At 69.9% G+C, this 25708-nt stretch carries 20 protein-coding genes; 4 read left to right on the top strand and 16 right to left on the bottom strand.

Features of this window, described 5'->3' with window-relative positions; genetic code table 11:
- Window positions 1-6: 6 nt before the first annotated feature.
- The 10 genes from bamA to dnaE form a co-directional block, all read right to left on the bottom strand.
- The gene (gene bamA, locus CR162_RS03270) at window positions 7-2334 is read right to left on the bottom strand and encodes an outer membrane protein assembly factor BamA (protein WP_099094097.1); all 2328 of its coding nucleotides are present in this window, start codon (window positions 2332-2334) and stop codon (window positions 7-9) included.
- A gap of 222 nt (window positions 2335-2556) precedes the next feature.
- Entirely contained in the window at window positions 2557-3666 is a 1110-nt protein-coding gene (gene rseP, locus CR162_RS03265; RefSeq protein WP_176559695.1) for an RIP metalloprotease RseP, read from the bottom strand.
- A 165-nt stretch (window positions 3667-3831) separates the two neighbouring features.
- Window positions 3832-5034, bottom strand: a complete 1203-nt coding sequence (dxr, locus tag CR162_RS03260; RefSeq protein WP_176559694.1) for a 1-deoxy-D-xylulose-5-phosphate reductoisomerase — start codon at window positions 5032-5034, stop codon at window positions 3832-3834.
- Window positions 5025-5900, bottom strand: a complete 876-nt coding sequence (locus CR162_RS03255) for a phosphatidate cytidylyltransferase (protein ID WP_099094096.1) — start codon at window positions 5898-5900, stop codon at window positions 5025-5027. Before CR162_RS03255 ends, dxr begins: the two co-directional genes overlap by 10 nt.
- Before the next feature lie 3 nt (window positions 5901-5903).
- A complete protein-coding gene (locus CR162_RS03250) occupies window positions 5904-6635 on the bottom strand; it encodes an isoprenyl transferase (protein WP_176559693.1) in 732 nt (243 codons plus the stop codon).
- Between the two features lie 68 nt (window positions 6636-6703).
- A complete protein-coding gene (gene frr, locus CR162_RS03245; protein ID WP_099094094.1) occupies window positions 6704-7276 on the bottom strand; it encodes a ribosome recycling factor in 573 nt (190 codons plus the stop codon).
- Window positions 7277-7301: 25 nt separating this feature from the next.
- Window positions 7302-8021: a UMP kinase gene (pyrH, locus tag CR162_RS03240; RefSeq protein ID WP_099094093.1), complete on the bottom strand. Its 720-nt coding sequence runs from the start codon at window positions 8019-8021 to the stop codon at window positions 7302-7304.
- Window positions 8022-8250: 229 nt separating this feature from the next.
- Window positions 8251-9162, bottom strand: a complete 912-nt coding sequence (gene tsf / locus CR162_RS03235) for a translation elongation factor Ts (RefSeq protein ID WP_099094092.1) — start codon at window positions 9160-9162, stop codon at window positions 8251-8253.
- 41 nt (window positions 9163-9203) lie between these two features.
- Complete coding sequence (gene rpsB / locus CR162_RS03230) at window positions 9204-10052, bottom strand: 30S ribosomal protein S2 (protein ID WP_245870100.1); 849 nt, start codon at window positions 10050-10052, stop codon at window positions 9204-9206.
- 197 nt (window positions 10053-10249) lie between these two features.
- Window positions 10250-13702: a DNA polymerase III subunit alpha gene (gene dnaE, locus CR162_RS03225; protein ID WP_099094091.1), complete on the bottom strand. Its 3453-nt coding sequence runs from the start codon at window positions 13700-13702 to the stop codon at window positions 10250-10252.
- A gap of 140 nt (window positions 13703-13842) precedes the next feature.
- Between dnaE and CR162_RS03220 the strand changes: the two genes are divergently transcribed.
- The 4 genes from CR162_RS03220 to CR162_RS03205 all read left to right on the top strand — a co-directional run bounded on the left by CR162_RS03220 (window position 13843) and on the right by CR162_RS03205 (window position 17780).
- Window positions 13843-14106: a DUF1467 family protein gene (locus CR162_RS03220; RefSeq protein WP_099094090.1), complete on the top strand. Its 264-nt coding sequence runs from the start codon at window positions 13843-13845 to the stop codon at window positions 14104-14106.
- Between the two features lie 422 nt (window positions 14107-14528).
- Window positions 14529-15839 (top strand): proline--tRNA ligase, encoded by a 1311-nt coding sequence (proS, locus tag CR162_RS03215; RefSeq protein WP_099094089.1) that lies wholly within the window; start codon window positions 14529-14531, stop codon window positions 15837-15839.
- 8 nt (window positions 15840-15847) lie between these two features.
- Window positions 15848-17110 carry a lipoprotein-releasing ABC transporter permease subunit gene (locus CR162_RS03210; protein WP_099094088.1) on the top strand — a complete coding sequence of 421 codons (1263 nt, stop codon included), beginning with the start codon at window positions 15848-15850 and terminating at the stop codon, window positions 17108-17110.
- The gene (locus CR162_RS03205) at window positions 17103-17780 is read left to right on the top strand and encodes an ABC transporter ATP-binding protein (protein WP_099094087.1); all 678 of its coding nucleotides are present in this window, start codon (window positions 17103-17105) and stop codon (window positions 17778-17780) included. Before CR162_RS03210 ends, CR162_RS03205 begins: the two co-directional genes overlap by 8 nt.
- A 57-nt stretch (window positions 17781-17837) precedes the next feature.
- On the opposite strand, the gene CR162_RS03200 is transcribed toward CR162_RS03205, so the two are convergent.
- From CR162_RS03200 to nuoK, 6 genes are all read right to left on the bottom strand, one after another.
- On the bottom strand, window positions 17838-19493 hold the full coding sequence (locus tag CR162_RS03200) for a ribonuclease J (RefSeq protein ID WP_099094086.1): 1656 nt from the start codon (window positions 19491-19493) through the stop codon (window positions 17838-17840).
- 287 nt (window positions 19494-19780) lie between these two features.
- Entirely contained in the window at window positions 19781-20542 is a 762-nt protein-coding gene (locus tag CR162_RS03195; RefSeq protein WP_099094085.1) for a biotin--[acetyl-CoA-carboxylase] ligase, read from the bottom strand.
- Window position 20543: 1 nt separating this feature from the next.
- The gene (gene nuoN / locus CR162_RS03190) at window positions 20544-21962 is read right to left on the bottom strand and encodes an NADH-quinone oxidoreductase subunit NuoN (protein WP_099094295.1); all 1419 of its coding nucleotides are present in this window, start codon (window positions 21960-21962) and stop codon (window positions 20544-20546) included.
- A gap of 5 nt (window positions 21963-21967) precedes the next feature.
- On the bottom strand, window positions 21968-23479 hold the full coding sequence (locus CR162_RS03185; protein ID WP_099094084.1) for an NADH-quinone oxidoreductase subunit M: 1512 nt from the start codon (window positions 23477-23479) through the stop codon (window positions 21968-21970).
- Window positions 23476-25392, bottom strand: coding sequence for an NADH-quinone oxidoreductase subunit L (gene nuoL, locus CR162_RS03180; RefSeq protein WP_099094083.1), 1917 nt, complete (start codon window positions 25390-25392; stop codon window positions 23476-23478). Before nuoL ends, CR162_RS03185 begins: the two co-directional genes overlap by 4 nt.
- A 4-nt stretch (window positions 25393-25396) precedes the next feature.
- On the bottom strand, window positions 25397-25708 hold the full coding sequence (nuoK, locus tag CR162_RS03175) for an NADH-quinone oxidoreductase subunit NuoK (RefSeq protein ID WP_099094294.1): 312 nt from the start codon (window positions 25706-25708) through the stop codon (window positions 25397-25399).

Raw genomic sequence — 25708 nt, 5'->3', positions numbered from 1 at the left:
TTAGGCTCAGAAGCGCGTGCCGAAGCCGAAGCGGAAGACCTGCGTCTCGTCGTAGGACTTCTTCACCACGGCCTGCGCCAGGTCGATGTTGATCAGACCGAACGGGCTGCGCCACGAGATGCCGACGCCCGCGCCCACGCGGGGGGCGGAGTCGTCGACGATGTTGGGTGCGGAATCGATGCCGGTGAGCGAGCCGACATCGATGAAGGCGCGGCCGAGCAGGCCGAGCTCGGACGGCACCGGGAGCGGGAAGCGCATCTCGGTGGTCTGCGTCCAGATGGTGCGGCCGCCCAGCGAGTCGGTGGTGTCCCGGTCGCGCGGGCCGGCGCCGGCGACGGCGAAGCCGCGCAGGTTCTCGCCGCCGAGGAAGAAGCGGTCGATGATCCGCTCGTCCTTCTCCTTGCCGCCATAGCTGAACATGTGGCCGACGCTCGCGGACAGGGCGAGCACATAGTCCGGATCGCCGAGCAGCCGCTCGAAGGGGATGTAGTAGGTGCCGTCGACGCGCGTGCGGAGATAGTTCACGTCGCCGCCGAGGCCGGCGAGGTCGGTGCCGAGGCGCAGCACATAGCCCTCGCGGGGGTCGAGGCGGGAGTCGCGCGTGTCGTAGGTCAGCGTCTGGCCGATCTGCGACAGGACGGTGACGCCGCTCTGCTCCTCGATGTAGATGCTGGCATCGTCCAGCACGTTGAACACGTTTCGGCGCGACAGGGTGTAGGACCAGGACTGGCGCAGCCGCTCGTTGAACTCGTAGCCGGCGCGCAGGCTGAAGCCGGCGCGGCGCTCCTCATAGCCCGAATAGTCGGTCAGGTCGCGCACCACGTAGAACAGGTCGATGCCCACGGCCAGGTTGCGATCGAGGAAGGACGGGTCGGTGACCGACAGGTCCACCTGGCTGCGGCGCTGCGCCAGGGTGGTGTTCACCCGCGCATCGACGCCGGTGCCCAGGATGTTGCGCTCGCGCAGGCCGAGATCGGCCAGCGCGCCCGCATCGGTGGAATAGCCGCCGCCGATCGAGATCTCGCCCGTGGCGCGCTCGACGACATTGGTGTTCAGGTTGACCTGGTCCGGCGTGGCGCCCGGTACCGGGTTCACCTGCACGTCCTGGAAATAGCCCAGGTCGCGGATGCGCTGGCGCGAGCGGCGCACCTGCGCGGCGTTGAACGCATCCCCCTCGGCGATGCGGAACTCGCGGCGGATGACGCGGTCCTGGGTGCGGGTGTTGCCGGTGATGTCGATGCGGTTGACGTAGACGCGCTGGCCTTCCTTCACCTCGAAGACCAGATCGACCTTCCGCCCCTCGCGGTCGCGCGTGATGCGCGGCTCCACCTCGACAAAGGGCGCGCCGGCGAGGTTGGCCTCGTCGGTCAGGGTCTGCACCATGCGCTCGACGGCGTCGCCGTCATACCAGTCGCCGGAGGAGATCTCCATCACGCGCTGCAGGCGCTCGGGCCCGACATTGCGCAGGCCGGAGGTGATCTCGACCTTGCCGACCCGGTAGCGCGGGCCCTCGTTGATCGTGTAGGTGACGAAGAAGCCGCTGCGGTCCGGCGCCAGCTCGGCCGTGGCGCCGGTGACGTTCACATCGGCGTAGCCCTGGCGCTGGTAGTAGCGGCGCAGCAGCTCGCGGTCGAAGTTCAGCCGCTCCGGCTCATAGGTGTCGGACGAGCTGAAGGGGCGGTACCACGCCGCCTCGCGGGAGGAGACGATCTCCTTCAGCCGGCTGTCCGAGAAGTTCTCGTTGCCCACGAAGTTGATGCGGCTGATCAGCGCCGCGTCGCCTTCCGTGATCTCAAAGACGAGGTCCACCCGGTTCTGGTCGCGCTCGATCACCTTGGGCTCGATGCGCGCGGCGAAGCGGCCGCGGCGGGCATAGAGCTCCAGCAGGCGCTGGCGGTCGGCCTGGGCGGCGGCGGGGGTGAACACGGCGCGCGGGCGGAGCTGCACCTCGGGGCGCAGCGTGTCGTCCGAGAGCTTGCTGTTCCCCTCGAAGGCCACCTGGTTGACGATCGGGTTCTCCTGCACCCGCACCACCACCCGGTCTCCCTGGCGGCCGATCTGCACGTCGCGGAACAGGCCGGTGGCGAAGAGGGTGCGCAGGCTGCGGTCCAGCCGGTCGGGATCGAAGGCGTCGCCCGGCTGCACCAGCATGTAGGAGCGGACGGTGTCCGCCTCGATCCGCTGGTTCCCTTCCACGTCGATCTGGCGGATGACGCCGTTGGCGGGCTGGGCCGCCGCGGGAGCGCCACGCCGGGTCTGCGCCGCCGCCTCGGGCGGGAGCAGCACGGGCATGAGGCAGGTGGCGGCGAGCAGGAGGGCGCGGGTAGCGTGCAAAGGTCGGATCCGGGCCGGTTGAAGGGGGCCAAGGGAAAACCGCCGAAAACGGGGCGTCTCGGGCCGCGGGAGACTACAAGGGAACGGCGCGCCCCGCCACCCCCACAAGGCTTCCGGCCGCTCATGAAGTTTCGGCAAGGGTAACAAGGTATTACCGCGCATTGCGCGAACGGCGCCTGAAGCGGGCGGGGAAAGGCGCCCCCTTCCCCCCCGCCCCCCTGCTCAGCCCGCCAGCCCGCTCACCCAGCGCACCACGCCCAGGCTCGACAGGTCGTTGAAGGTGGCGAAGATGAAAAGGGCGATCAGCAGCGCGAAGCCGGCACGGAAGCCATACTCGATGGCGCGCGGCGGCAGGGGGCGGCCGCGGACCGCCTCCGCCGCGTAGAACAGCAGGTGCCCGCCATCCAGCACCGGGATGGGGAAGAGGTTGATCAGCGCCAGGTTGACCGACAGGATCGCCATGAAGGAGACGAGGCTCGCCACGCCGAGCTGCGCCACCTGCCCCGAGATCTGCGCGATGCGCAGCGGCCCGCCCAGCTCCTCCGTGCCGCGCTGGCCGGCGATCATCTGCCACAGCCCGGCCAGGGTCTGCACCGTCACGTCCCAGGTCTGGGCGGCGCCGGCGGCCAGGGCGCTGAACGGGTTCATCCGGCGGAACTCCGTCGCGCCGCCGGAGATGCCGAGCACGCCCACCGTCGCCTCGCTGGCGGAGCGGCTGTCCGGCGTGGCGCGCAGCGCCTGCTCCTGGCCGTCGCGGCGGATGCGGATCTCCACCTCCTGGCCGGCGCGCGGCTGGATGTGGGCCTGGATCTGCTCGAAGCGGGACACCGGCATGCCGTCGAGGCTGAGAATGCGGTCGCCCGGCAACAGCCCGGCGCGGGCGGCGGCGCTGTTCTCCACCACCGTGCCGATCGTGGCGTTGGGCTGGGGCTGGCCCACCGTCATGTACAGCCCGGCGAACATCACGATGGCCAGCAGGAAGTTGGCGATCGGCCCGGCGGCGACGACGATGGCGCGGTCACCCACGCTCTTGTCGTGAAAGGTCTCGCCGGCGCGCCAGCGGGCGCGCTGCTCGGGCGTGGCGTCCTCCGGCCCCTCCTGGCCGTGCAGCTTCACGAAGCCGCCGAGCGGAAGCCAGGAGATGCGCCATTCGCAGCCGCGCCGGTCGGTCCACTGGCGGAGGGGGCGGCCGAAGCCGATGGAGAACACCTCCACATGCACCCCGCGCCAGCGGGCGGCGAGGTAGTGGCCCAGCTCATGGATGAAGACGAGCACGCCCAGCACCACGATGAAGGCGATGATGGAGCGGAAGGGCTCAGGCAACAGGTCCAAGGTCGCGTCTCCGGCCGAGGCGGGCGGCGCCGCGGCTTGCCGAGGGGTGTGCCGGGCCGGTGGGCCGGCGCGGCACGGTCATCATGCCACATGGCCGGCCATGTGGGGGGCATCCGGCGCGGCGCGCCGCGCGGAAGCCAGGTGGCGCGGCATGCCGCGCGGGGTTCAGGCGGCGCGGCGGGCGGCGCGCGCCAGGGCATCCTGCCGCGCCGTGGCGTCCAGCGCCAGCACGGCGGGGATGTCGGGGATCGGCGGGGCGCCCAGCGCCGCCAGCGTCTCCTCCACCACGGCGGCGATATCGAGGAAGCCCAGCCGGCGCTGCAGGAACAGGCCGACGGCCGCCTCGTTCGCGGCATTCAGGATGGTGGGGGCGCCGGCGCCGGCCCGCAAGGCCTCCCGCGCCAGCCGCAGCGCGGGGAAGCGCACGGGGTCGGGGGCGAAGAACTCCAGCCGCGCCAGGGCGGCGAGGTCCAGGCGCGGCACGTCCACCGCCATCCGTTCCGGCCAGGCCAGGGCGTGGGCGATGGGGGTGCGCATGTCCGGCGAGCCGAGCTGCGCCAGGATCGAGCCGTCGCGGTACTGCACCATGCCGTGCACCGCCGATTGCGGGTGCACCAGCACCGCCAGCTTCTCCTCCGGCACCGGAAAGAGGCGCGCGGCCTCGATCAGCTCCAGCCCCTTGTTCATCATGGTGGCGGAATCGATGCTGATCTTGGCGCCCATCGACCAGACGGGGTGGCGCAGCGCCTCCTCGGGCGTGACGCGCGCCATGCGCTCCAGCGGCATCTCGCGGAACGGCCCGCCCGAGGCGGTGAGCACGATCTGCTCGATGGCCTCCGGGTCGCGCGCGTCGAGCGCCTGGAAGATGGCGTTGTGCTCGGAATCGACCGGCAGCAGCGTGGCGCCGCTGGCGCGCGCGGCGGCCAGCACCAGCTCGCCCGCGCAGACCAGCGCCTCCTTGTTGGCCAGGGCCAGGGTGCCGCCATGGGACAGGGCGGCGAGCGCCGGCTCCAGCCCCGCGGCGCCGACAATGGCGGCCATGGTCCAGTCCGCCGGCCGGGCGGCCGCCTCCAGCACCGCCTCCCGCCCCGCCCCCGTGGCGATGCCGCTGCCGGCCAGCAGCGCCGCCAGCTCCGCACCGGCCGAGGCATCCGCCAGCACGGCGACCTGCGGGCGCAGCCGCAGCGCCTGCTCGGCCAGCCCCCTGGCATCCCGCCCCGCCACCAGGGCGACCACGGGGAAGCGGCCGGGCTCCGCCGCGTCCAGCAGCGCCACGGTGCTGCGGCCGACCGAGCCGGTGCTGCCGAGGATGGTGACGCTGCGCGGGCCGGGCGCCACGCGGCTCGGGCCGGGGGAAGTCAGCGCCACAGGGGCACCCCGTAGCCCACGCCGAAGGCCAGCAGGGCGGCCACCGGCGCCGCGGCCAGCAGCCCGTCCAGCCGGTCCAGCAGACCGCCATGGCCGGGGATCAGCATCGAGGAATCCTTCACCTTGAAGTGGCGCTTCACCGCGCTCTCCAGCAGGTCGCCGAGCTGGGTGGCGATGCCGAGGAGCGCCGCCACCATCAGCACCTTGACGACATCCGGATTGCCCGGCGCCAGCCAGTCGGCCGCCAGCCAGCCCACGCCCATGCTGCTGACGAGGCCGCCCGCCGCGCCGGACCAGGTCTTGCCGGGGGAGATGGCGGGCGCCAGCTTGGGCCCGCCGATCAGCCGGCCGAACAGGTAGGCGCCGATGTCGCTGGCCCAGACCACCATGAACAGGAACAGCACATTGCCGCGCCCGGCGTCGTTGTCGTGCCGCAGCTCGATTAGCGCGATGCCGGCCAGGCCGATATAGAGCACGCCGGCGGCGAGCCAGAGGGCGGGTGGCGGCGGGGCGGCGCGCCGGCGCAGGCGCGGCGCGCTGATCCAGGTGGCCAGGAAGCCCGCCAGCAGGCAGACCAGCCCCGGCACGGCCTGCCCGAACACCGAGAGCGCGCAGGCGACGAACACCACCGCCGGCACCGCGATGCCCGGCCAGGCCCGGCTGCGCAGGCCGCAGAGCCGCACCCATTCCCAGGTGAGCAGCGCGATGGCCACCGTCATCAGCGCCGTCCAGGGGATCGCGCCGAGCCAGATGCACAGCACCGCGCCCGGGCCCAGCACGGCGGCGGACAGCGCCCGCTTCTTCAGGTCGCGCCAGCGCTTGGCGGAATCGGCGGCGGGGGATGGCGGCTGGACGGTTCCGGCCATGTCTCAGCCCGCGCCCACGCCGAAGCGCCGTGACCGGCGGCGATACTCGGCCAGGGCCTGCTGCAGGTGTTCCGCCTGGAAGTCGGGCCACAGCACGTCGAGGAACACGAACTCCGCATAGGCCGCCTGCCAGAGCAGGAAGTTGGACAGGCGCTGCTCGCCCGAGGTGCGGATGATCAGGTCCGGGTCCGGCATGCCGCTGGTGGCGAGGCGGGACTCCAGCATGGCGGCGTCGATCGCCTCCGGGTCCAGCCGGCCGGCCGCCGCCTCGCGCGCCAGCGCCCGGGCGGCGGCGGCGATCTCGGCCCGCGCGCCGTAGGAAAGCGCCACGGTCAGGTTCAGCTTGGTGTTGTGGGCGGTGGCCGCCTCCGCCTCGGCGATGGCGGAGACCGTCTCGGGTCCGAAGCGCTCGCGCTCGCCGATGACGCGCAGCCGCACCCCGCCCTTGGCCAGGGCGTTCACCTCGTGGCGCAGGTAGAGGCGCAGCAGGCCGGTGAGGTCGCGCACCTCGTCGGCCGAGCGCTGCCAGTTCTCGGAGGAAAAGGCGAACAGGGTGAGCCAGGGCAGCCCCGCCTCCCCCGCGGCCTGGACGGCGCGGCGCACCGCCTCCACCCCGGCCTTGTGGCCAAGCGCCCGGGGCAGGCCGCGTGCCTGCGCCCAGCGCCGGTTGCCGTCCATGATCAGGCCCACATGGAGGGGCCCGCCCTGCGGTCCGGCCGTCTGGGGGGAGGACATATCCGGCAGCGCCGCCAAGGCGCCGCCAGCCAGTTTCTGGTTAAGAGGCGCCGCGCTCATGCTGCCGGTCAGACCGCCTTGATGTCCTTTTCCTTCTCGGCGAGAAGCTCATCGACCTTCTTGATCGTCTGGTCGGTCAGCTTCTGCACCTCGTCGGACCATTTCGCCGCCTCGTCCTTGCCGATCTCGGACTTCTTCTCCCAGCCCTTGATCTGCTCGTTGCCGTCGCGGCGCACGCCACGCACCGCCACCTTGGCGGCCTCGGCGTACTTGGCGGCCTGCTTGGCCAGCTCGTTGCGGCGCTCCTGGGTCAGCGGCGGCAGCGGCACGCGGATCACCTGCCCCTCGGCCTGCGGGTTCAGCCCGAGGCCGGAATCGCGGATGGCGACCTCCACGGCCTTGGCCGCGCCGCGATCCCACACCTGCACGGACAGCATGGAGGGGCCGGAGACGGAGACGTTGGCCACCTGGTTCAGCGGCTGGTTGGCGCCATAGACCTCGACGCGGATCGGCTCCAGCAGGGCCGGCGAGGCGCGGCCGGTGCGCAGGCCGGAGAATTCCTTCTTCAGCGACTCCAGCGCGCCATCCATGCGGCGCGTGAGGTCCTGCTTCAGCGTGTTCAGATCGGCAGGTGCGGCCATGCGGGAGCCTCCTTCTTCTTCTGTCTCAGAGATCGACCACGGTGGTGAAGCGGCCCTCGCCCTGCATCACGGCGGTGAAGGCGCCCTGCTCGTGGATGTTGAAGACGATGATCGGCAGCTTGTTCTCGCGCGCCAGGCTGATCGCGGCGGCATCCATCACCGCCAGGTCGCGCGCCAGCATGTCGAGATAGGTGAGCGTGGTGTAGCGCTCGGCGTTCGGGTTCTTGCGCGGGTCGGCGGAATAGACGCCATCCACCTGCGTGCCCTTGAACAGGGCGTCGCAGCGCATCTCGGCGGCGCGCAAGGCGGCGGCGGTGTCGGTGGTGAAGAAGGGGTTGCCCGAGCCGGCGGCGAAGATCACCACCCGCCCCTTCTCCATGTGCCGCTCGGCGCGGCGGCGGATGAAGGGCTCGCAGACGCTGCTCATCGGAATGGCGGACTGCACCCGGGTCGGGACGCCGGTCCGCTCCAGCGCGCTCTGCATGGCCAGCGCGTTCATCACGGTGGCCAGCATGCCCATGCTGTCCGCCTGGGCGCGTTCCATGCCGGAGGATGCGCCGGCGACGCCGCGGAAGATGTTGCCGCCGCCCACCACCACGCAGACCTCGACGCCCAGATCCACCACGCCCTTGATGTCCTCGGCGATGGCGCGGACCGTGGCGTTGTCCAGCCCGTAATCCCGCGTCCCCATCAGCGCCTCGCCCGAAAGCTTCAGCAGGACACGCTTATAGATCGGGCTCGGCATCGGTTCGGTTCCAGCGTCAGGGGCGGCAGGGTGTGCAGCGGGGCGGCACGATAGGCAGCGGGCCAGCGCGCGGCAAGCGCACGGCCCCGGGAGCGGGAGGGGCGCCCCCGCCGGAACCGTGCCCGGTCAGGCCGCGGCAGGGCCGCGAACCGGGCGGGGGGGGGGAAGCAGAAAGGCGGGGGCGGCGGCCCGCATGGCCGCGCCCCCGCCCCACTGTCTCAGGCCGGTGTCAGACCGTGCCGGCGGCCGCCGCGACCTCGGCGGCGAAGTCGCTGGCCTGCTTGTCGATGCCCTCGCCGAGCTGGAAGCGGGCAAAGCCCGTCAGCTTGGCGCCGGCCTTCTGCACGATGGCCTTCACGCGGCTCTCGCCGTCATGCACCCAGACCTGCTCCAGCAGCACCACTTCCTCGTAGTACTTGCGGATGCGGCCCTCGACCATCTTCTCGATCACGGCGGGGGGCTTGCCGGAGGCCTGGGCCTGCTCGGTCAGCACCGCGCGCTCGCGCTCCAGGGCGGAGGTGTCCACCGCCGAGACGTCCAGCGCCTCCGGGCGGGCAGCGGCGACATGCATGCCGATCTGGCGGCCCAGGGTCTCCAGGGCCTCCAGCTCGGACGCGGCCTCCAGCGCCACGACCACGCCGATCTTGCCCAGGCCCGGCTTCACCGCCGAGTGGACATAGGTCGCCACCGAGCCGGACGGCACGGTGAAGCGCTTGGCGCGGCGGATCGTCATGTTCTCGCCGATGGTGGCGATCAGGCGGGTCAGCTCGTCCTGCACCGAGTGGGTGGTGCCGGGGAAGGTCGTGGCCTTCAGCTGCTCCACATCGTCGCCTACTGAGAGGACCAGGCCGGCCACCTCGGAGACGAAGTTCTGGAACAGCTCGTTGCGCGCCACGAAGTCGGTCTCGGCGTTCACCTCGACCATGCCGGCAACCTGCGGGCCGGTGGCGGTGCCGATCAGGCCCTCGGCCGCGACGCGGCCGGACTTCTTGGCGGCGGCGGCGAGGCCCTTCTTGCGCAGCCAGTCGATGGCCGCCTCGGTGTCGCCGCCGTTCTCGACCAGCGCCTTCTTGCAGTCCATCATGCCCGCGCCGGTCTTCTCGCGCAGTTCGCGCACCATCGCGGCGGTGATCTCAGCCATGGGAAAGCTCCTGTCTCGCGGTCTGGTTCAGGCGATCGGCGTCAGGCCTGGGGCGCCACCGGCGCGTCCGGGCCGCCGACGGCCGCCTCGGCCTCGGCCACCGCCGTGCCCTCGACGCCCTCGGCCACGGCGCCCTCGATCCCGGCCAGGTCGTCCGCCGGCAGGTCCTCGCCCGCGCCGATGTCGACGCCCGAGGCCTGCAGCTCGGCCGAGATGCCATCGAACACGGCCGCGGCCATCAGGTCGCAATACAGGTTGATGGCGCGGATGGCGTCGTCATTGCCCGGGATCGGGAAGGCCACGCCCTCCGGATCGGCGTTGGAGTCGACCACGGCGACCACGGGGATGCCGAGCTTGTTGGCCTCCTCGATCGCCAGCTTCTCCTTCACCACGTCGATGACGAAGATGATGTCCGGCAGGCCGCCCATCTCGCGGATGCCGCCCAGCGCGCGGTCGAGCTTCTCGCGCTCGCGGGTCAGCATCAGGATCTCCTTCTTGGTAAGGCCCTGGGTGTTGCCGCCGAGCTGCTCGTCCATCTGCTTCAGGCGCTTGATGGAGCCGGTGATGGTCTTCCAGTTGGTCAGCATGCCGCCGAGCCAGCGGTGGTTGACGTAGTACTGGCCGCAGCGGGTCGCGGCCTCGGCCACGTACTCGGCGGCGGACTTCTTGGTGCCGACGAACAGCACGCGGCCACCGCCGGCCACCACGTCGCGCACGGTGCGCAGCGCGCGGTCCAGCATCGGCACGGTCTGCTGCAGGTCCAGGATGTGGACCTGGTTGCGCACGCCGAAGATGTACGGCGCCATGCGCGGGTTCCAGCGGCGGGTGTGGTGGCCAAAGTGGACACCGGCCTCGAGCAGCTGGCGCAGGGAAACTTCGGGCATCGCCATGGGGGCGGTCCTTCACGTCACGTCCGGTTGAGCCTCCGCGGCGCTAAGCCCGGGATGTCTCCCCGGGACCGGACCCTCATCGCCCGATGAAAGACGGAAGGGCGCACCGCGTGCGGAATGACCGGCCCGGGGAACGGACCTGGGCCGGCGCGCCGCATATGGCGCAAACGGCCCTCCGCCGCAAGCCTTATCGGCCTTCAGCCCGGCGGCGCGGAGAGTGCCACCACGCCGGGCAGCACCTTCATCTCCTGTGCCAGCCGGGGCGAGACGTTCCAGCGGCCGGGCAGCATCACCTCCACCTCCTGCCCCTCGCCCAGGCGCGGCACCAGGATGACGGTGCCCTTGCCCTGCCCCTCGCGCGCCAGCAGGGCGCGGATCGGCTCCACCGCCGCCATGTCCTCGATGCCGAGGCGCAGCATCTGCCCCACCCCGCTCGCCGCCTTGTCGAGCGATTCGACGGCCTGGGCGGTCAGCCGCAAGGTCTCGCCATCCATCCGCGCCTCGGCCGTGACCAGCAGCGCGGTGCCCTCGGCCAGCAGGGGCCGGTTCTTCAGCAGCGTCTCGGAGAACAGCGTGACCTCGACGCTGCCGGAGGAATCCGAGAGCCGCACCCAGGCCATGCGGCTGCCGGTGCGGGTGGTGCGCTCCTTGCTGTTCACCACCGTGCCGGCGATCTTGAGGATGCCAGCCCCCGCCTCCGCCCGCACCTGAAGCTGGGCGATGGGCGTGGTACGGAGCTTGCGGAGCACCTCCCGATAGGTGTCGAGCGGGTGGGCGGACAGGTGGAAGCCCACCGCCTCCGCCTCCTGCCCGAGGCGCTCCAGCTCCGGCCACTCGTTCACCTGCGGCATGCGCAGCGGCTCGGGGCTGGCATCGCCGCCGCCGAACAGGCCGATCTGGCTGGAGCCGCGCTCCTCGGCCGCGGCCTGGGCGCGGCGCAGGATCACCTCGGCGGCCGCCGTCATGCGCGCCCGGTTCTTCTCCAGGCTGTCGAAGGCGCCGGCGCGGGCCAGGTTCTCGAGCTGCATCTTGTTGAGCAGCTTGGGGTCCACGCGCTGGGCGAAGTCGGCCAGGGAGCGGAACGGGCCCTTCTCGTCGCGTGCCTTCACCATGTCGCGCATCGCCTGCATGCCGACGCGCTTGACCGCGGCGAGGGCGAAGCGGATGCAGGCCGTGCCATCCTCCCTCGTTTCCACGCGGAAGTCGGCCGCCGAGCGGTTCACGTCCGGCGGCAGCACGGGAATGCCGAGGCGGGCCGCCTCCTGCATGTGGTTGGCGAGCTTCTCCGTCTTGTCCATGTCGAAGGTCATGGAGGCGGCGAGGAAGGCCACCGGGTGGTTCGCCTTGAGATAGGCAGTGTGGTAGGCGACGAGGGCGTAGGCGGCGGCGTGCGACTTGTTGAAGCCGTATTCCGCGAACTTCTCCATCAGGTCGAAGATCTCGCCGGCCTTGCCCTCCGGCACGCCGTTCCGCACCGCGCCATCGACGAAGATCTTGCGCTGCGCCTCCATCTCGGAGCGGATCTTCTTGCCCATGGCGCGGCGCAGCAGGTCGGCGCCGCCGAGGGAGTAGCCTGCCACGTCCTGGCTGATCTGCATGACCTGCTCCTGGTAGACCAGGATGCCATAGGTCTCCTCGACCAGGTGGCGCATCGCCGGGTGCACCGGCTCCCAGGCCTCGCCATGCTTGCGGGCGCAATAGGCCGGGATGTTCGCCATCGGGCCCGGGCGGTAGAGCGAGACGGCGGCGATCAGGTCCTCGAAGCGGTCGGGGCGCATCATGCGCAGGCAGTCCCGCATGCCCTGGCCTTCGAACTGGAACACCCCGGCGGAATCGCCGCGCGCCAGCATGTCGTAGGTGCGCTTGTCGTCGAGCGGCAGGGCGGCGAGGTCGATGGCGTGCCCCTGCTCGGCCAGGATCTCCACCGCCCGCTGCAGCACGGTCAGCGTCTTGAGGCCGAGGAAGTCGAACTTCACCAGCGACGCGTTCTCCACATACTTCATGGAGTACTGCGTCACCAGCATGTCGGAGCGCGGGTCGCGGTAGAGCGCCACCGTGTCGATCAGCGGCTTGCGCCCGATCACCACGCCCGCCGCATGGGTGGAGGCGTTGCGGTAGAGCCCCTCCAGCACCAGGGCGGTCTCCATCAGCCGCTCCACCGTCTCGTCGGCCTCGCGCATCTCCTGCAGGCGGGGCTCGCCGTCGATCGCCTGTTGCAGCGTCACCGGCTTGGCCGGGTTGAACGGGATCAGCTCGGCGATCTTGTTCACCTGGCCATAGGGCATGCCCATGACGCGGCCGACGTCGCGCACCACCGCCTTGGCCTGGAGGCGGCCGAAGGTGATGATCTGCGCCACCCGGTCCTCGCCATATTCGCGGCGGACATACTGGATCACCTCGTCCCGCCGCTCCTGGCAGAAATCGATGTCGAAGTCGGGCATCGAGACGCGCTCGGGATTGAGGAAGCGCTCGAAGAGCAGGCCGAAGCGCAGCGGGTCGAGGTCCGTGATCAGCAGCGCCCAGGCGGCCACCGAGCCGGCGCCCGAGCCGCGCCCCGGCCCCACGGGGATGCCCTGCCCCTTCGCCCACTGGATGAAGTCCGCCACGATCAGGAAGTAGCCCGAGAAGCCCATCTTCTCGATCACGTCCAGCTCGAAGGTGAGCCGCTCGCGGTACACCGTGCGGGCCTCCGGCGTGTTGGGCGTGCCCTGGGCATCGAGCCGTGCCTCCAGGCCGCGCGCGGCCATGTCGCGCACCGTCTCGGCCTCGGTCATGCCGGGCTGCACCTTGGGGCAGATCGGCAACTCCGGCTTGCGGCTCTCGGCCATCACGGCGCAGCGGCGGGCGATGGCGAGCGTGTTGTCGCAGGCCTCGGGCAGGTCGGCGAAGAGGCGGCGCATCTCGGCGGCCGACTTGAAATAATGCTCGGATGTCAGCCGGCGGCGGTCCGGCTCGGCCAGGGTGCGCCCCTCGGCGATGCAGAGCAGCGCGTCATGCGCCTCGTACATCGAGGATCTGGCGAAATACACGTCATTGGCGGCGACGACCGGCAGCCCGGCGGCATCGGCCAGCGCCACGAGGGCGGGGTCCAGCCCGCGCTCGACCTCCAGCCCGTGCCGGGTCAGCTCCACCGCCAGCCGGTCCCCGAAGCTTTCCTTCAGCGCGTCCAGCAGGCGCAGCGCGGCATCGCGCCGGCCCTCCTGCAACAGCCGCCCCAACGGCCCGCAGGTGCCGCCCGTGAGCAGGAACACGCCCTCGGCGTGCTGCCGCAGCAGCTCCAGCGTGATGGCGGGCTTGCCCGAGGGGTCGTCCCGCAGGAAGCCGTGCGAGGAAAGGCGCTGCACGTTCTCCAGGCCCTGCGGGTTGGTGGCCAGCGCCACCACGCAGTCCGGGGCGAGGCGCAGCACCTCGGGGCGCGGGTCGGCCGCGCCGCGGGAAAGCCAGAGCTGGCAGCCCATGATGGGCTGCACCCCCTTGCCCGCGCAGGCCTTGGCGAATTCCAGCGCGCCGAACATGTTGGCCGTGTCGGTCAGCGCCACCGCCGGCTGGCCATCCGCCCGGGCCAGCTCGGCCAGCTTCTCCGCCTTGATGGCCCCCTCGGCCAGGGAGTAGGCGGAATGGGTGTGCAGGTGGACGAAGCTGTCGGTCATGCCCCTGTGCTTAGCACAGGCCGGGCCCACCCGAGGATAGGGCCTTCCTTTCCATCTCCACCCTTCCGCTTCCCGCCCTCCCCCTGGCCGCTGCGGCGGGAAGCGCCTATTTCCGGCGCCGAGGCGGCAGGAGAGCGCGCATGAACTGGTTCACCGGCTTTGTGGTCTATTTTCTGATCTGGTGGACGGTGCTGTTCGCCGTGCTGCCGGTCGGTGTCCGGCCTGACGCGGAGGGGGACGCCACCACGGGCGGCTGGCGCGGCACGCCGCAATCCCCTGGCCTGCTCAGGAAGGCGCTGTGGACCACCGTGATCTCGACCATTCTCTGGGCAGGCCTGGCGCTGCTGATCAACAGCCCCTGGCTCAGCTTCCGCGAAGGCTGGCTGGCTATGCCCATCAAGTAGGCAGGAATCTACAAAAAAAACCCCACCTGCCTGATATGGGGCAGATGCGTCTGAGGCGCCTGTTTTTGTGGCGTTTGAAGGGTGTTTTTGCGTTGCAGCGAATCACGGTGCCCTGCACGATCAGTCCCAGGAAGAGAGCTGGTTCTCTTCCTGCCGTGTGACTGGCGTTTCCTCCCTAAACTCGGGCCGCACCCTCAGGGTGTGGCCCTTTTTTTTCTGCTTGTATCGCCCACGGTGCAGCGCTCCAAGCAAAAACTCGGAATGAACGACTAAAAATGTCGTCAAGGGTAAACGTTTGGTATTTTTATTGCGGCGCAACATAGGATGCGGCCCTTACTTCCGGCCCGGGCCCCCTCCCCCTGGCGCATACGGCGCCGCGCCCTTACCTTCCGCCGGCCGTTTCTCCGACCGGAGCTGATCCCTTGCGCCTCTCCCGCGCCTTCCTGCCGACCCTCAAAGAAATTCCCGCCGAAGCGTCGATCGCCTCGCACAAGCTGATGCTGCGCGCCGGCATGATCCGCCAGACCAGCGCCGGCATCTATGCCTGGCTGCCGCTCGGCCTGCGCGTGCTGCAGAAGGTCAGCCAGATCGTGCGGGAGGAGCAGGACGCCGCCGGCGCCCAGGAAATCCTGATGCCGACGATCCAGAGCGCCGATCTCTGGCGCCAGTCCGGCCGCTACGACGACTACGGCAAGGAGATGCTCCGCATCACGGACCGGCATGAGCGCGAGATGCTGTTCGGGCCGACCAACGAGGAAATGGTGACGGACATCTTCAAGTCCTACGCCAAGTCCTACCGCGACCTGCCACGCAACCTCTACCACATCCAGTGGAAGTTCCGGGACGAGATCCGCCCCCGCTTCGGCGTGATGCGCGGCCGCGAGTTCCTGATGAAGGACGCCTATTCCTTCGACATCGACGCCGAGGCCGCTCGCCTCTCCTACAAGAAGATGTTCGTGGCCTATCTGCGCACCTTCGCCCGCATGGGGCTGAAGGCCATTCCGATGCGGGCCGACACCGGACCGATCGGCGGCGACCTCAGCCACGAGTTCATCATCCTGGCCGAGACGGGCGAGAGCCAGGTCTACCTGCACAAGGACCTGCTGGATTTCGACGTGCTGGCCCAGAAGCCCGATTACGAGGGCGATCTGGACCCCACCGTCGACTTCTGGACCAGCCGCTACGCCGCCACCGACGAGATGCATGACGAGGCGGCCTGGAACGCGGTCGGCGCGGAGAACCAGGTCTCGGCCCGCGGCATCGAGGTGGGCCACATCTTCTTCTTCGGGGACAAGTACTCGAAGTCGATGGGCCTGACCGTGGCGGGGCCGGACGGCAACCCGCTGGTGCCGCAGATGGGCAGCTACGGCATCGGCGTCTCCCGCCTGCTCGGCGCGCTGATCGAGGCGAACCACGACGAGGCCGGCATCAAGTGGCCGGACGCCGTGGCGCCCTTCCGCTGCGCCATCCTGAACCTGAAGCCCGGCGACCTCGCCACCGACGCCCTGTGCGAGAAGCTCTACGCTTCCCTCGGCGGCGATGCCGTCTATGACGACCGCCCCGAGCGCGCCGGCGTGAAGTTCAACGACGCCGACCTGGCGGGCTATCCCTGGCAGGCCATCATCGGGCCACGCGGTGCCGCCAACGGCATCATCGAGCTGAAGCGCCGCGCCACGGGCGAGCGCCAGGAGGTCTCCATCGAGGCCGCGCTGGCGCAGGTGCTCGGGAAGTAGCGGGCCGCATGTTCGGGGCGTTCGAACGGAAGGTCGCGTTCCGCTACCTGCGGGCGCGCAAGGGCGAGCGCTTCGTCTCGGTGATCGCCGGCTTCTCGCTGGTGGGCATCGCCCTCGGCGTCGCCACGCTGATCATCGTGATGAGCGTGATGAACGGCTTCCGGCAGGAGCTGCTGGGCCGCATCCTGGGGCTGAACGGACATCTCGGCATCCATGCCGCGTCCGGCGGCCCGGGCGGCGGCCTGCGCGACTATGACGACATCGCCGAGCGGGTGCGCCGCCTGGCGGGGGTGGCCAGCGCCACCCCCATCGTCGAGGGACAGGTGCTGCTGACCAGCGAGGCCGGCGGCGCCACCGGGGGCCTCGCGCGCGGCATCAGGCCCGAGGATTTGCGCGCCCGGCCGCTGCTGGCCGGCAACATCCGCGCCGGCACCCTCGATGCCTTCCAGGGCGAGGACGCCATCCTGATCGGCACGCGGCTGGCGCAGAAGCTCGGCGTGCGGCTGGGCGACAAGGTGACGCTGGTCTCGCCCCAGGGGCGGGCCACCGTGATCGGCACCGTGCCGCGCCTGCGCGCCTACACGGTGGTGGCGATGTTCGAGGCGGGGATGAACGAGTATGACAGCTCCTACGTCTTCCTCCCCCTGCCGGCGGCGCAGATCTACTTCCAGATGCGCGACGCCGCCTCGCAGATCGAGGTGTTCGTCCACGACCCGGACAATGTGCGGGCGGTGTCGCGGGAGATCGCCCAGGCGCTGTCCCCCACCCCTGTGCGGGTGCTGGACTGGCAGGCGGCCAATTCCTCCTTCTTCGCCGCGGTGCAGGTGGAGCGGAACGTGATGTTCCTGATCCTCACCCTCATCATCATCGTGGCGGCGTTCAACATCGTCTCGTCGCTGATCATGCTGGTGAAGGACAAGGGGCGTGACATCGCCATCCTGCGCACCATGGGTGCCACCAGCGGCGCGGTGATGCGCATCTTCCTCCTGTGCGGCACCTCGATCGGCGTGCTCGGCACCGCCATCGGCTTCGCGCTCGGGCTGGTGTTCTGCCTGAACATCGAGCACATCCGGCAGTTCCTGCAATCGCTCACCGGCACGCAGCTGTTCAGCCCGGAAGTCTATTTCCTCACCCGCCTGCCGGCGGTGGTGGACCCCGGCGAGGTGACGCAGGTGGTGCTGATGGGCCTCGGCCTTTCGCTGCTGGCCACGCTCTATCCTTCCTGGCGCGCCGCGCGCACCGACCCGGTGGAGGCGCTCCGCAATGAGTGAACGCCTGCGCCTCGCCGCCGTCGAGCGGCGCTACCGCACGGAGGCGGGCGAGTTGCCCGTGCTGCGCGGGGCCGACCTGTCCTTGCACGCGGGCGAGATCGTGGCGCTGGTGGCGCCTTCCGGCACCGGCAAGTCCACCCTGCTGCACCTAGCAGGGCTGCTGGAGAAGCCGGATGGGGGCGAGGTGTTCATCGACGGACGCCCCGCCGGCACGCTGGGCGACGAGGCGCGCAGCGCGCTGCGCGGCCGCAGCATCGGCTTCGTCTACCAGTTCCACCACCTGCTGCCGGAGTTCACGGCGGAGGAGAACGTGGTGCTGCCGCAGATGGCGCTCGGCACCGCCGAGAAGGCCGCCGCGCAGCGCGCGCGGGAGCTGCTGGCCGGCTTTGGCCTGGAAGGCCGGGAGCAGCACCGCCCCGGCCGCCTTTCGGGCGGCGAGCAGCAGCGCGTGGCCATCGCGCGCGCCCTGGCCAACCGCCCCGGCCTGCTGCTGGCCGACGAGCCGACCGGCAACCTGGACGTGGCCACCTCCGACCGCGTCTTCGCGCAATTGCTGGAGGCAGTGCGCGGCGCCGGCGTAGCCGCATTGATCGCCACCCACAACCCGGACCTCGCCGCCCGCATGGACCGCGTCGTCACCCTGCGCGACGGCAGGCTGGCCGCGGCCTGAACTGACAGAAAAAAGATGGGGTCCAGGGGAATTCCTTCCCCTGGCCTTTTCCTGTCCTCAGACCCGCAGCAGGTGGATCTCGACGCTCGGCCGCTTGCGCAGCCGCCGCCCCATCGCCTTGCGCAGCGCCGTGCGCGCCGCGTCCCGCAGCGTGTCGTCCTCGCGCTTCAGGGCCGGCGGCATGTCGGTCACGGCGCGGGCCAGCTCGTCGGCGATCTGCCCCGGTTCGGCATCGCCCATGTCGAACAGCCCGGGCGCGGACACCACCGGGTTGCCCAGCACCCGCCCCGACTGGTCCACCGCCAGCGAGGCCACGACGATGCCGTTGAACAGCATCCGCCGCCGTGCGCCCAGCACGCCGCCTTCCAGCGGCAGCAGCCGCTCGCCATCCAGCGCGAGCTGGCCGGTGGGCACGCCCTCCACCACCTCCGGCGTGGCGTTGCCGGAAAGCGGGCCGAGGCGCAGCACGTCGCCATCCTCCACCAGCACAGGCGTGGAGCCCATCTCGCGGGCGAGCGCGGCATGCTCCTGCAGGTGGCGCCACTCGCCATGCACCGGCACGGCGAAGCGCGGCTTCACCAGGGAATAAAGCCGCTTCAGCTCGTCCCGCGCCGGGTGGCCGGAGACATGCACCATGTGGTCGTCCGCCGTCATCACGCGGCAGCCGCCACGGGCCAGCTCGTCCTGCATGCGCAGGATGGCGCGCTCATTGCCCGGGATCATGCGCGAGGAGAAGATCACCGTGTCCCCTTCCCCGAGCGAGATGCGCGGATGGGTGTCGGCGGCGATCTTGGACATGGCCGAGCGCGGCTCGCCCTGGCTGCCGGTGCAGATGATCAGCAGCTGGTCGTCCGGCACGTCATCCGCGTCATCCTCGTGGATGAAGGGTTCGACCTCGCGCATGTAGCCGCACTCGCGCGCCGCCGCCTCGGCGTTGCGCAGGCTGCGGCCGAACAGCGCCACCTTGCGGCCCGCGGCCTGCGCGGCGAGCGCGATGGATTCCACCCGCGCCACGTTGGTGGCGAAGCAGGTGACGGCGACGCGCCCCTTCAACTGGCGGATCAGCGCGGTGAGGTTGCGGCGCACCTCCGCCTCGCTGCCCGAATGGCCCTCCACCAGCGCGTTGGTGCTGTCGCACACCATAGCCAGCACGCCCTCGCGGCCCAGCTCGGCGAAGGCGGCCTCGTCGGTCGGCTCGCCCACCAGAGGGTCGGGGTCCAGCTTCCAGTCGCCGGTGTGCAGCACGGTGCCATAGGGCGTGCGGATGGCGATGGATTGCGGCTCCGGCACCGAATGGGTGACGCGGATGAAGCGCAGGCCGAACGGCCCGAGCTGCAGCGAGCCTCCCAGCGGAACGGTGATCAGCTTCACCTGCCCCATCAGCCCCGCCTCCCCCAGCTTGCGGCGCAGCACGGCGGCGGTGAAGGGGCTGGCATAGACCGGGCAGCGCAGCTGCGGCCAGAGCGGCGCCACGGCGCCGATATGGTCCTCATGCGCATGGGTGATGACCAGGCCCAGCAGCTTGTCGCGGCGTTCCGCGAGCCAGGCGGGGTCGGGCACCATAACTTCCGCCTCGGGCTGCTCCGCGCCACCGAAGCCGATGCCGCAATCGATCGCCAGAAGCTGCCCGTCGCAGCGATAGACATTCAGGTTCAGGCCGATCTCCCCCGTCCCGCCAAGCGGGATGAAGGCCAAGTCTCCATTATTGTTCATTGATTCTCGCCAGTGGTGATGTTCATGCAGTCATGCCCCTGGGGGCAGGTTTCGTGGCCCTCGTCAGTCCGGCGCCTTTGCGGGGCGCGGACGCGTCAGGCAAATCCTTGAAACAACAGGTGGGGTGGCACTCCCGTCCCGCCAACAGGCCTTGCGCGTCCGCAGAGCGGGTATGCCGGAGTCTCGCCTGTCTCTGTCTCACGCCGTTCACATAACCCCAGCAGGGGGCGGATTGCATCGGCCGAACAGGGCCCATGCCGATCACGGATTGCGGACGGCGCGGCCGCTCAACCGGCTGTTGGCAGTGGCACAGGAACTATCTCGCCTGAGGAGATGGCCTGGAGGCTCGTACCGGTTCGCAGCAGAAGCCGCCCCTCGGGCGAGAGGCCCTCATAGGTTCCCTCCAGAATGCCCTCAGGGCGGTTCAGGCGCAGCCTGCTGCCCTGGGCCGGCCCCCGTGCCATCCAGGCGAGCCGCACGGGCGCGAAGCCCTGGCGCCCCTGGAGCTCGCGCCAGCGGTCGAGCGCCGCCAGCAGCGACCAGGCGAAGGCCACGGGCTCCGGCGGCACGAGGCCGGCCTGGCGGAGGCTGGCTGTCGGGCGGTCCGGCAGCACCGGCGCCTCGGCGAGGTTCACCCCGATGCCGCAGGCCAGCCAGCCGATGCCCCCATCCTCTCCGGGCGTCCCTTGCGTCAGGATGCCGGCGCATTTGGCGCCGTCCAGCAGCAGGTCGTTCGGCCATTTCAGCCGCAGCCGGGACGGGTCGGGCAGCAGCGGCGCCAGGGCGTCGGCCAGGGCGACCGCCATCAGCAACGACCATTGCGGCAATTCTCGCGCGAGCCCCTCGGGGCGCAGCAGGAAGGAGAGGTAGAGATTGCCGGGCGGCGAGCGCCAGTGCCGGCCCTGCGTGCCGCGCCCTGCCACCTGCCGACGGGCGAGGATGGCGAGGCCCTCCGGCTCCCCCTCCAGGGCGGCGGCCAGCACGCCATCCTGCGTGCTGGCCAGTTCGTCATGGACGCGCAGGCGCCACGCGGGAGCGGCGCCCGTCACCTCACCCCACCAGCGCGGCCACGGCCGCCTGCGCCGCGGCCAGGAAGGGCGCCGGGAAGGCGAAGAAGAAGACGGTGAACAGCCCCGTCCCCGCCAGCACGACGGAGATGCTCGTCGGCCGCGCGTCGAAGGCGTCGCCTGCGTCGAAATACATCACCTTGATGACGCGCAGGTAATAATAGGCGGAGACGGCCGAGGTCAGAACGCCGACCACCGCCAGCACCCAGTAGCCGCCATAGACCGCCGCCAGGAAGACGTAGAGCTTGCCGAAGAAGCCGGCCAGCGGCGGGATGCCCGCCATGGAAAGCATGAACACCGTCATGGCGAGCGCCATGGCGGGGTCGGACTTGCCGAGGCCGGCGAGGTCGTCGATCCCCTCCAGGGCGCGGCCGTTGCGGCGCATCGCCACCAGCACCGCGAAGGCGCCGACATTGGTGAAGAGATAGATGGCCATGTAGAGCAGCAGGCCGCGAATGCCGAGGTCGCTGCCCACCGCCAGGCCCATCAGCGCGTAGCCGACATGGCCGATGGAGGAATAGGCCATCAGGCGCTTGATGTTGCGCTGCCCGATGGCGGCGAGCGCGCCCAGGATCATGGAGCCCAGCGAGGCCAGGATCAGCACCTGCTGCCACTGGTCCACCAGCTCGCCGAAGGGGCCGGCCGCCACACGGGTCAGCAGCGCGATGGCCGCGACCTTGGGGGCGGAGGCGAAGAAGGCCGTCACCGGCGTCGGCGCGCCCTCATAGACGTCGGGCGTCCACATGTGGAAGGGCACGGCCGAGACCTTGAAGGCCAGGGCCGCCAGCACGAAGACCAGCCCGACCACCAGGCCGAAGGGCACGCCTTCCGTGGCGCCCACCGCGTCGGCGATGCGGTCGAAGTTGGTGGAGCCGGCGAAGCCATAGACGAGGCTCGCGCCGTAGAGCAGCAGGCCGGAGGCCAGCGAGCCCAGGATGAAGTACTTCAGCCCCGCCTCGGCCGAGCGCTCGCTGTCCCGGTTGAAGGCGGCGATGACGTAGAGCGACAGCGAGAGCAGCTCGAGGCCCAGATACAGGGCAATGAGGTCGTTGGCCGAGACCATGACCATCATGCCCAGGCTGCTGAACAGCAGCAGCAGCGGGAACTCGAACTTCGACAGCCCTTCCTTGACGTTCCAGTCCATCGCCACGAGCAGGCCGAGTGCGGCGCCCGCCAGCACGAGCAGCTTCATGAATCGCGTGAAGTCGTCCGACACGTACTGGCCGGCGAAGGCGGTGCCCTCGGGCTGCGCCAGCACCAGCACGGCGGCCAGCAGCATGGCGCCGAACACGCCCATGTTGATGGCGAAGCTGGTGTCGCGCCTCGGCAGCACGCCGGCCACCAGCGCGGCCAGACCGGCGGTCGCCAGCACCAGCTCGGGGAGGACGAGGGTCCAGTTCATGCCGGTCACATCCCGGCCAGGCGCGGCAACGCCATCGCGGCCTCATGCCGCGAGACGAGGGCCGCGACGCTGGCCTCGAAGAAGGAAAGGAAGGAGGACGGATAGATGCCCATCCACAGCGTCAGCAGGATCAGCGGCGCGAAGGTCACGTATTCGCGCGGGCTGAGGTCCAGCAGGGCCTTCAGGTCCTCGCGGGTGATCTTGCTGAACACGACCCGGCGGTAGAGGTAGAGCATGTAGGCGGCGCCCAGGATCATGCCGAGGGCGGCGCCGAAGGCGACCCAGGGATTGGCGTTCCAGGCGCCCACGATGACCAGGAACTCGCCGGGGAAGCCGGCGGTGCCGGGCAGCGCCACGGAGCCCATGGTGAACAGCATGAACACCAGCGCGTAGCCCGGCATGATCTTGGCGACGCCGCCATAGCGAGCGATCTCGCGCGAGTGGACCCGGTCGTAGAGCACGCCGACGCAGAGGAACAGCGCGCCGGAGACGACGCCGTGGCTCAGCATCTGGAAGATCGCGCCCGAGATGCCCTGGTGGTTCAGGGTGAAGATGCCGATCGTCACGATGCCCATATGGGCGACCGAGGAATAGGCGATCAGCTTCTTCATGTCCTCCTGCGCCAGCGCCACCAGCGAGGTGTAGACCACGGCGATGACGGAAAGCGCGAACATCAGCGGCGCGAACCACTCGGTGGCCTGCGGCAGCAGCGGCAGCGAGAAGCGCAGGAAGCCATAGGCGCCCATCTTCAGCAGCACGCCCGCCAGGATGACGGAGCCGGCGGTGGGCGCCTCCACATGGGCGTCCGGCAGCCAGGTGTGCACCGGCCACATCGGCACCTTCACGGCGAAGGAGGCGAAGAAGGCCAGGAACAGCCAGACCTGGGTGCTGGGCGCGATGGTCAGCTCGAAGAGCGCCGGGATGGAGGTGGTGCCGGCCTGGTACCACAGCACCAGCATGGCCAGCAGCATCAGCAGCGAGCCGAGCAGCGTGTAGAGGAACAGCTTGTAGGCGGCATAGACCCGCCGCGCGCCGCCCCAGACCCCGATGATCAGGAACATCGGGATCAGCACGCCCTCGAAGAAGATGTAGAACATCACCACGTCGAGCGAGGAGAACATACCGACCATCATCGTCTCGAGGACGAGGAAGGCGATCATGTACTCGCGCACCCGGCTCTGGATGGCCTCCCAGGAGGAGAGGATGCAGAGCGGGGTCAGCGCCGTGGAGAGCAGCACGAACAGCACCGAGATGCCGTCCACGCCCATGTGGTAGCCGAGGCCGAACTCCGGCATCCAGCTCATCTGCTCGACGAACTGGAAGTCGGCCGTGCTCTTGTCGAACTGGAACCACAGGATCAGCGAGAGCCCGAAGGTGATCAGGCTGGTCCACAGCGCGGTCCAGCGGGCGTTGGAGGCGACCACCGCCTCCTCCCCGCGCACGAACAGGATGATGCCCGCGCCCACCAGCGGCAGGAAGGTGAGCAGCGAGAGCAGGGGAAAACCCGCGGCGTTCATCGGCCGACCCCAAAGAGGAAGATGCTGACGAAGAGGACGAGGCCGATGATCATGGCGAAGGCGTAGTTCGCCACCCGGCCCGTCTGGAACCTCACCACCCGGCTGGAAGCCTGCGCGGTCAGGCTGGCGGCGCCGTTCGGCATGCCGTCGATGATCTTGACGTCGCCCACCTTCCAGAGCTGCACGGCCAGCGCGCGCGCGGGGCGGACGAAGATGCGGTCATACAGCTCGTCGAAGTACCACTTGTTCAGCAGGAAGCGGTACAGCCCCGGCACCGTGGCGGCGATCCGCCCCGGCAGGTGGGGCAGGAACATGTAGAGCACATAGGCCAGCGCGATGCCCGCCACGCCCACCACCGTCGGCGCCAGCGGCACCCAGGAGGGGACCTCGTGCGCCTCGTGCATGATGTGGTTGTGCGGCGCGTTGACGATCGAGCCGTTCCAGAACTCGGCCCAGTGGTGGCCGACGAAGTCCTCGTAGAAATAGGCGCCGGTGAACAGCGCGCCCAGCGCCAGCACCAGCAGCGGCACCAGCATGACCGCCGGGCTCTCGTGCACGTGCTCCATCGTGTGATGGTCGGCGCGCGGGGTGCCGTGGAAGGTCATGATGATCAGCCGCCAGGAGTAGAAGGCGGTCAGGAACGCGGCGACGATGCCGCAGGCGAAGGCGTAGCCCGCCGTCCAGCCATGGCCGGCGAAGGCGGCCTCCAGGATCATGTCCTTGGAATAGTAGCCGGCGAAGTAGGGCACGCCCGCCAGGGCCAGGGAGCCGATCCAGAACATGGCATAGGTGACCGGGATCTTCTTCCAGATCCCGCCCATGCGGCGGATGTCCTGCTCGTCCGACATGGCGTGGATGACGGAGCCCGCGCCCAGGAAGAGCAGCGCCTTGAAGAAGGCGTGGGTGAAGAGGTGGAAGACGGCGGCCTGATAGGCGCCGACGCCCACCGCGAAGAACATGTAGCCGAGCTGCGAGCAGGTCGAATAGGCGATGACCCGCTTGATGTCGTTCTGCACCATGCCGACGCTGGCCGCGAACAGCGCCGTGGTCGCGCCGATGACGGTGATGAAGCCCAGCACGTTCGGCGCGTATTCCATCAGCGGCGACATGCGCGCCATCAGGAACACGCCCGCCGTGACCATGGTGGCCGCGTGGATCAGCGCGGAAACGGGCGTCGGTCCTTCCATCGCGTCCGGCAGCCAGGTGTGCAGGCCGATCTGCGCCGACTTGCCCATGGCGCCCAGGAAGAAGAGCAGGCCGATCACCTCGATCACAGGATAGCCCGCGAAGGTGAGCTGGCGCGCCGCCTCGACGCCCTGGAAGATGGTGTCGAACTCGATGCTGCCGAAGGTCCAGAAGGTCAGGCCCATGCCCAGCATGAAGAAGAGGTCGCCCACGCGGTTGACGATGAAGGCCTTCATTGCCGCGCGGTTGGCGCTCTCGCGCTCATACCAGTAGCCGATCAGCAGGTAGCTCGCGAGGCCGACGCCCTCCCAGCCGAAGAACAGCTGCAGCAGGTTATCGGCGGTCACCAGCATGAGCATCATGAAGGTGAACAGCGAGAGATAGGCGAAGAAGCGCGGGATGGTCGCGTCGTGCGACATGTAGCCCACGCTGTAGAGGTGGATCATGGTCGAGATCAGCGTGACCATGGCCACCATCATGGCGGCCAGCGTGTCGTAGCGCAGCGCCCAGGAGAGCTGCAGCCCGCCGACATCGAGCCAGGTCACGATCTCGACCGTGGCCGGCGCATGGCCGAAGGCCACCTGGATGAAGCTGGAAATGCCGCAGACGGCGGCCAGCGCCATGCAGAGCACGGTCGCCCATTGCGCCGCGCGGTCGCCGATCCAGCGGCCGAAGAAGCCGGCGATCGTGGCGCCCAGCAGCGGGAAGAAGACGGCACCGACAAACATGCGCCTAACCCTTCAGGGTGGAGATGTCCTCCACCTCGATGCTGCCGCGGTTGCGGAAGTAGATGACGACGATGGCCAGCCCGATGGCGGCCTCCGCGGCGGCGACGGTGAGCACGAACAGCGCGAAGACCTGCCCGGTGAGGTCCTGCAGGGCCGAGGAGAAGGCCACCATGTTCAGGTTCACCGAGAGCAGCAGCAGCTCGATCGACATCAGGATGACGATGACGTTCTTCCGGTTGAGGAAGATGCCCAGCACCCCGAGCACGAACAGGATCGCGCTCACGGTGAGGTAGTGGCCGAGGCCGATGGTCAGCAT

The sequence above is a fragment of the Teichococcus rhizosphaerae genome (genome assembly GCF_002631185.1).
GTDB lineage: Bacteria > Pseudomonadota > Alphaproteobacteria > Acetobacterales > Acetobacteraceae > Pseudoroseomonas > Pseudoroseomonas rhizosphaerae.
The sequence above is the reverse complement of the archived record's forward strand: the minus strand, read 5'-3'. Positions and strand labels throughout refer to the sequence as shown.

Coding starts and splice junctions, on each gene's coding strand:
- CR162_RS03255 (WP_099094096.1), bottom strand. CDS start 5,900: ATGGCCGGAACCGTCCAGCCGCCATCCCCCGCCGCCGATTCCGCCAAG.
- CR162_RS03250 (WP_176559693.1), bottom strand. CDS start 6,635: ATGTCCTCCCCCCAGACGGCCGGACCGCAGGGCGGGCCCCTCCATGTG.
- frr (WP_099094094.1), bottom strand. CDS start 7,276: ATGGCCGCACCTGCCGATCTGAACACGCTGAAGCAGGACCTCACGCGC.
- pyrH (WP_099094093.1), bottom strand. CDS start 8,021: ATGCCGAGCCCGATCTATAAGCGTGTCCTGCTGAAGCTTTCGGGCGAG.
- tsf (WP_099094092.1), bottom strand. CDS start 9,162: ATGGCTGAGATCACCGCCGCGATGGTGCGCGAACTGCGCGAGAAGACC.
- rpsB (WP_245870100.1), bottom strand. CDS start 10,052: ATGGCGATGCCCGAAGTTTCCCTGCGCCAGCTGCTCGAGGCCGGTGTC.
- dnaE (WP_099094091.1), bottom strand. CDS start 13,702: ATGACCGACAGCTTCGTCCACCTGCACACCCATTCCGCCTACTCCCTG.
- CR162_RS03220 (WP_099094090.1), top strand. CDS start 13,843: ATGAACTGGTTCACCGGCTTTGTGGTCTATTTTCTGATCTGGTGGACG.
- CR162_RS03210 (WP_099094088.1), top strand. CDS start 15,848: ATGTTCGGGGCGTTCGAACGGAAGGTCGCGTTCCGCTACCTGCGGGCG.
- CR162_RS03205 (WP_099094087.1), top strand. CDS start 17,103: ATGAGTGAACGCCTGCGCCTCGCCGCCGTCGAGCGGCGCTACCGCACG.
- CR162_RS03200 (WP_099094086.1), bottom strand. CDS start 19,493: ATGAACAATAATGGAGACTTGGCCTTCATCCCGCTTGGCGGGACGGGG.
- nuoN (WP_099094295.1), bottom strand. CDS start 21,962: ATGAACTGGACCCTCGTCCTCCCCGAGCTGGTGCTGGCGACCGCCGGT.
- CR162_RS03185 (WP_099094084.1), bottom strand. CDS start 23,479: ATGAACGCCGCGGGTTTTCCCCTGCTCTCGCTGCTCACCTTCCTGCCG.
- nuoL (WP_099094083.1), bottom strand. CDS start 25,392: ATGTTTGTCGGTGCCGTCTTCTTCCCGCTGCTGGGCGCCACGATCGCC.
- nuoK (WP_099094294.1), bottom strand. CDS start 25,708: ATGCTGACCATCGGCCTCGGCCACTACCTCACCGTGAGCGCGATCCTG.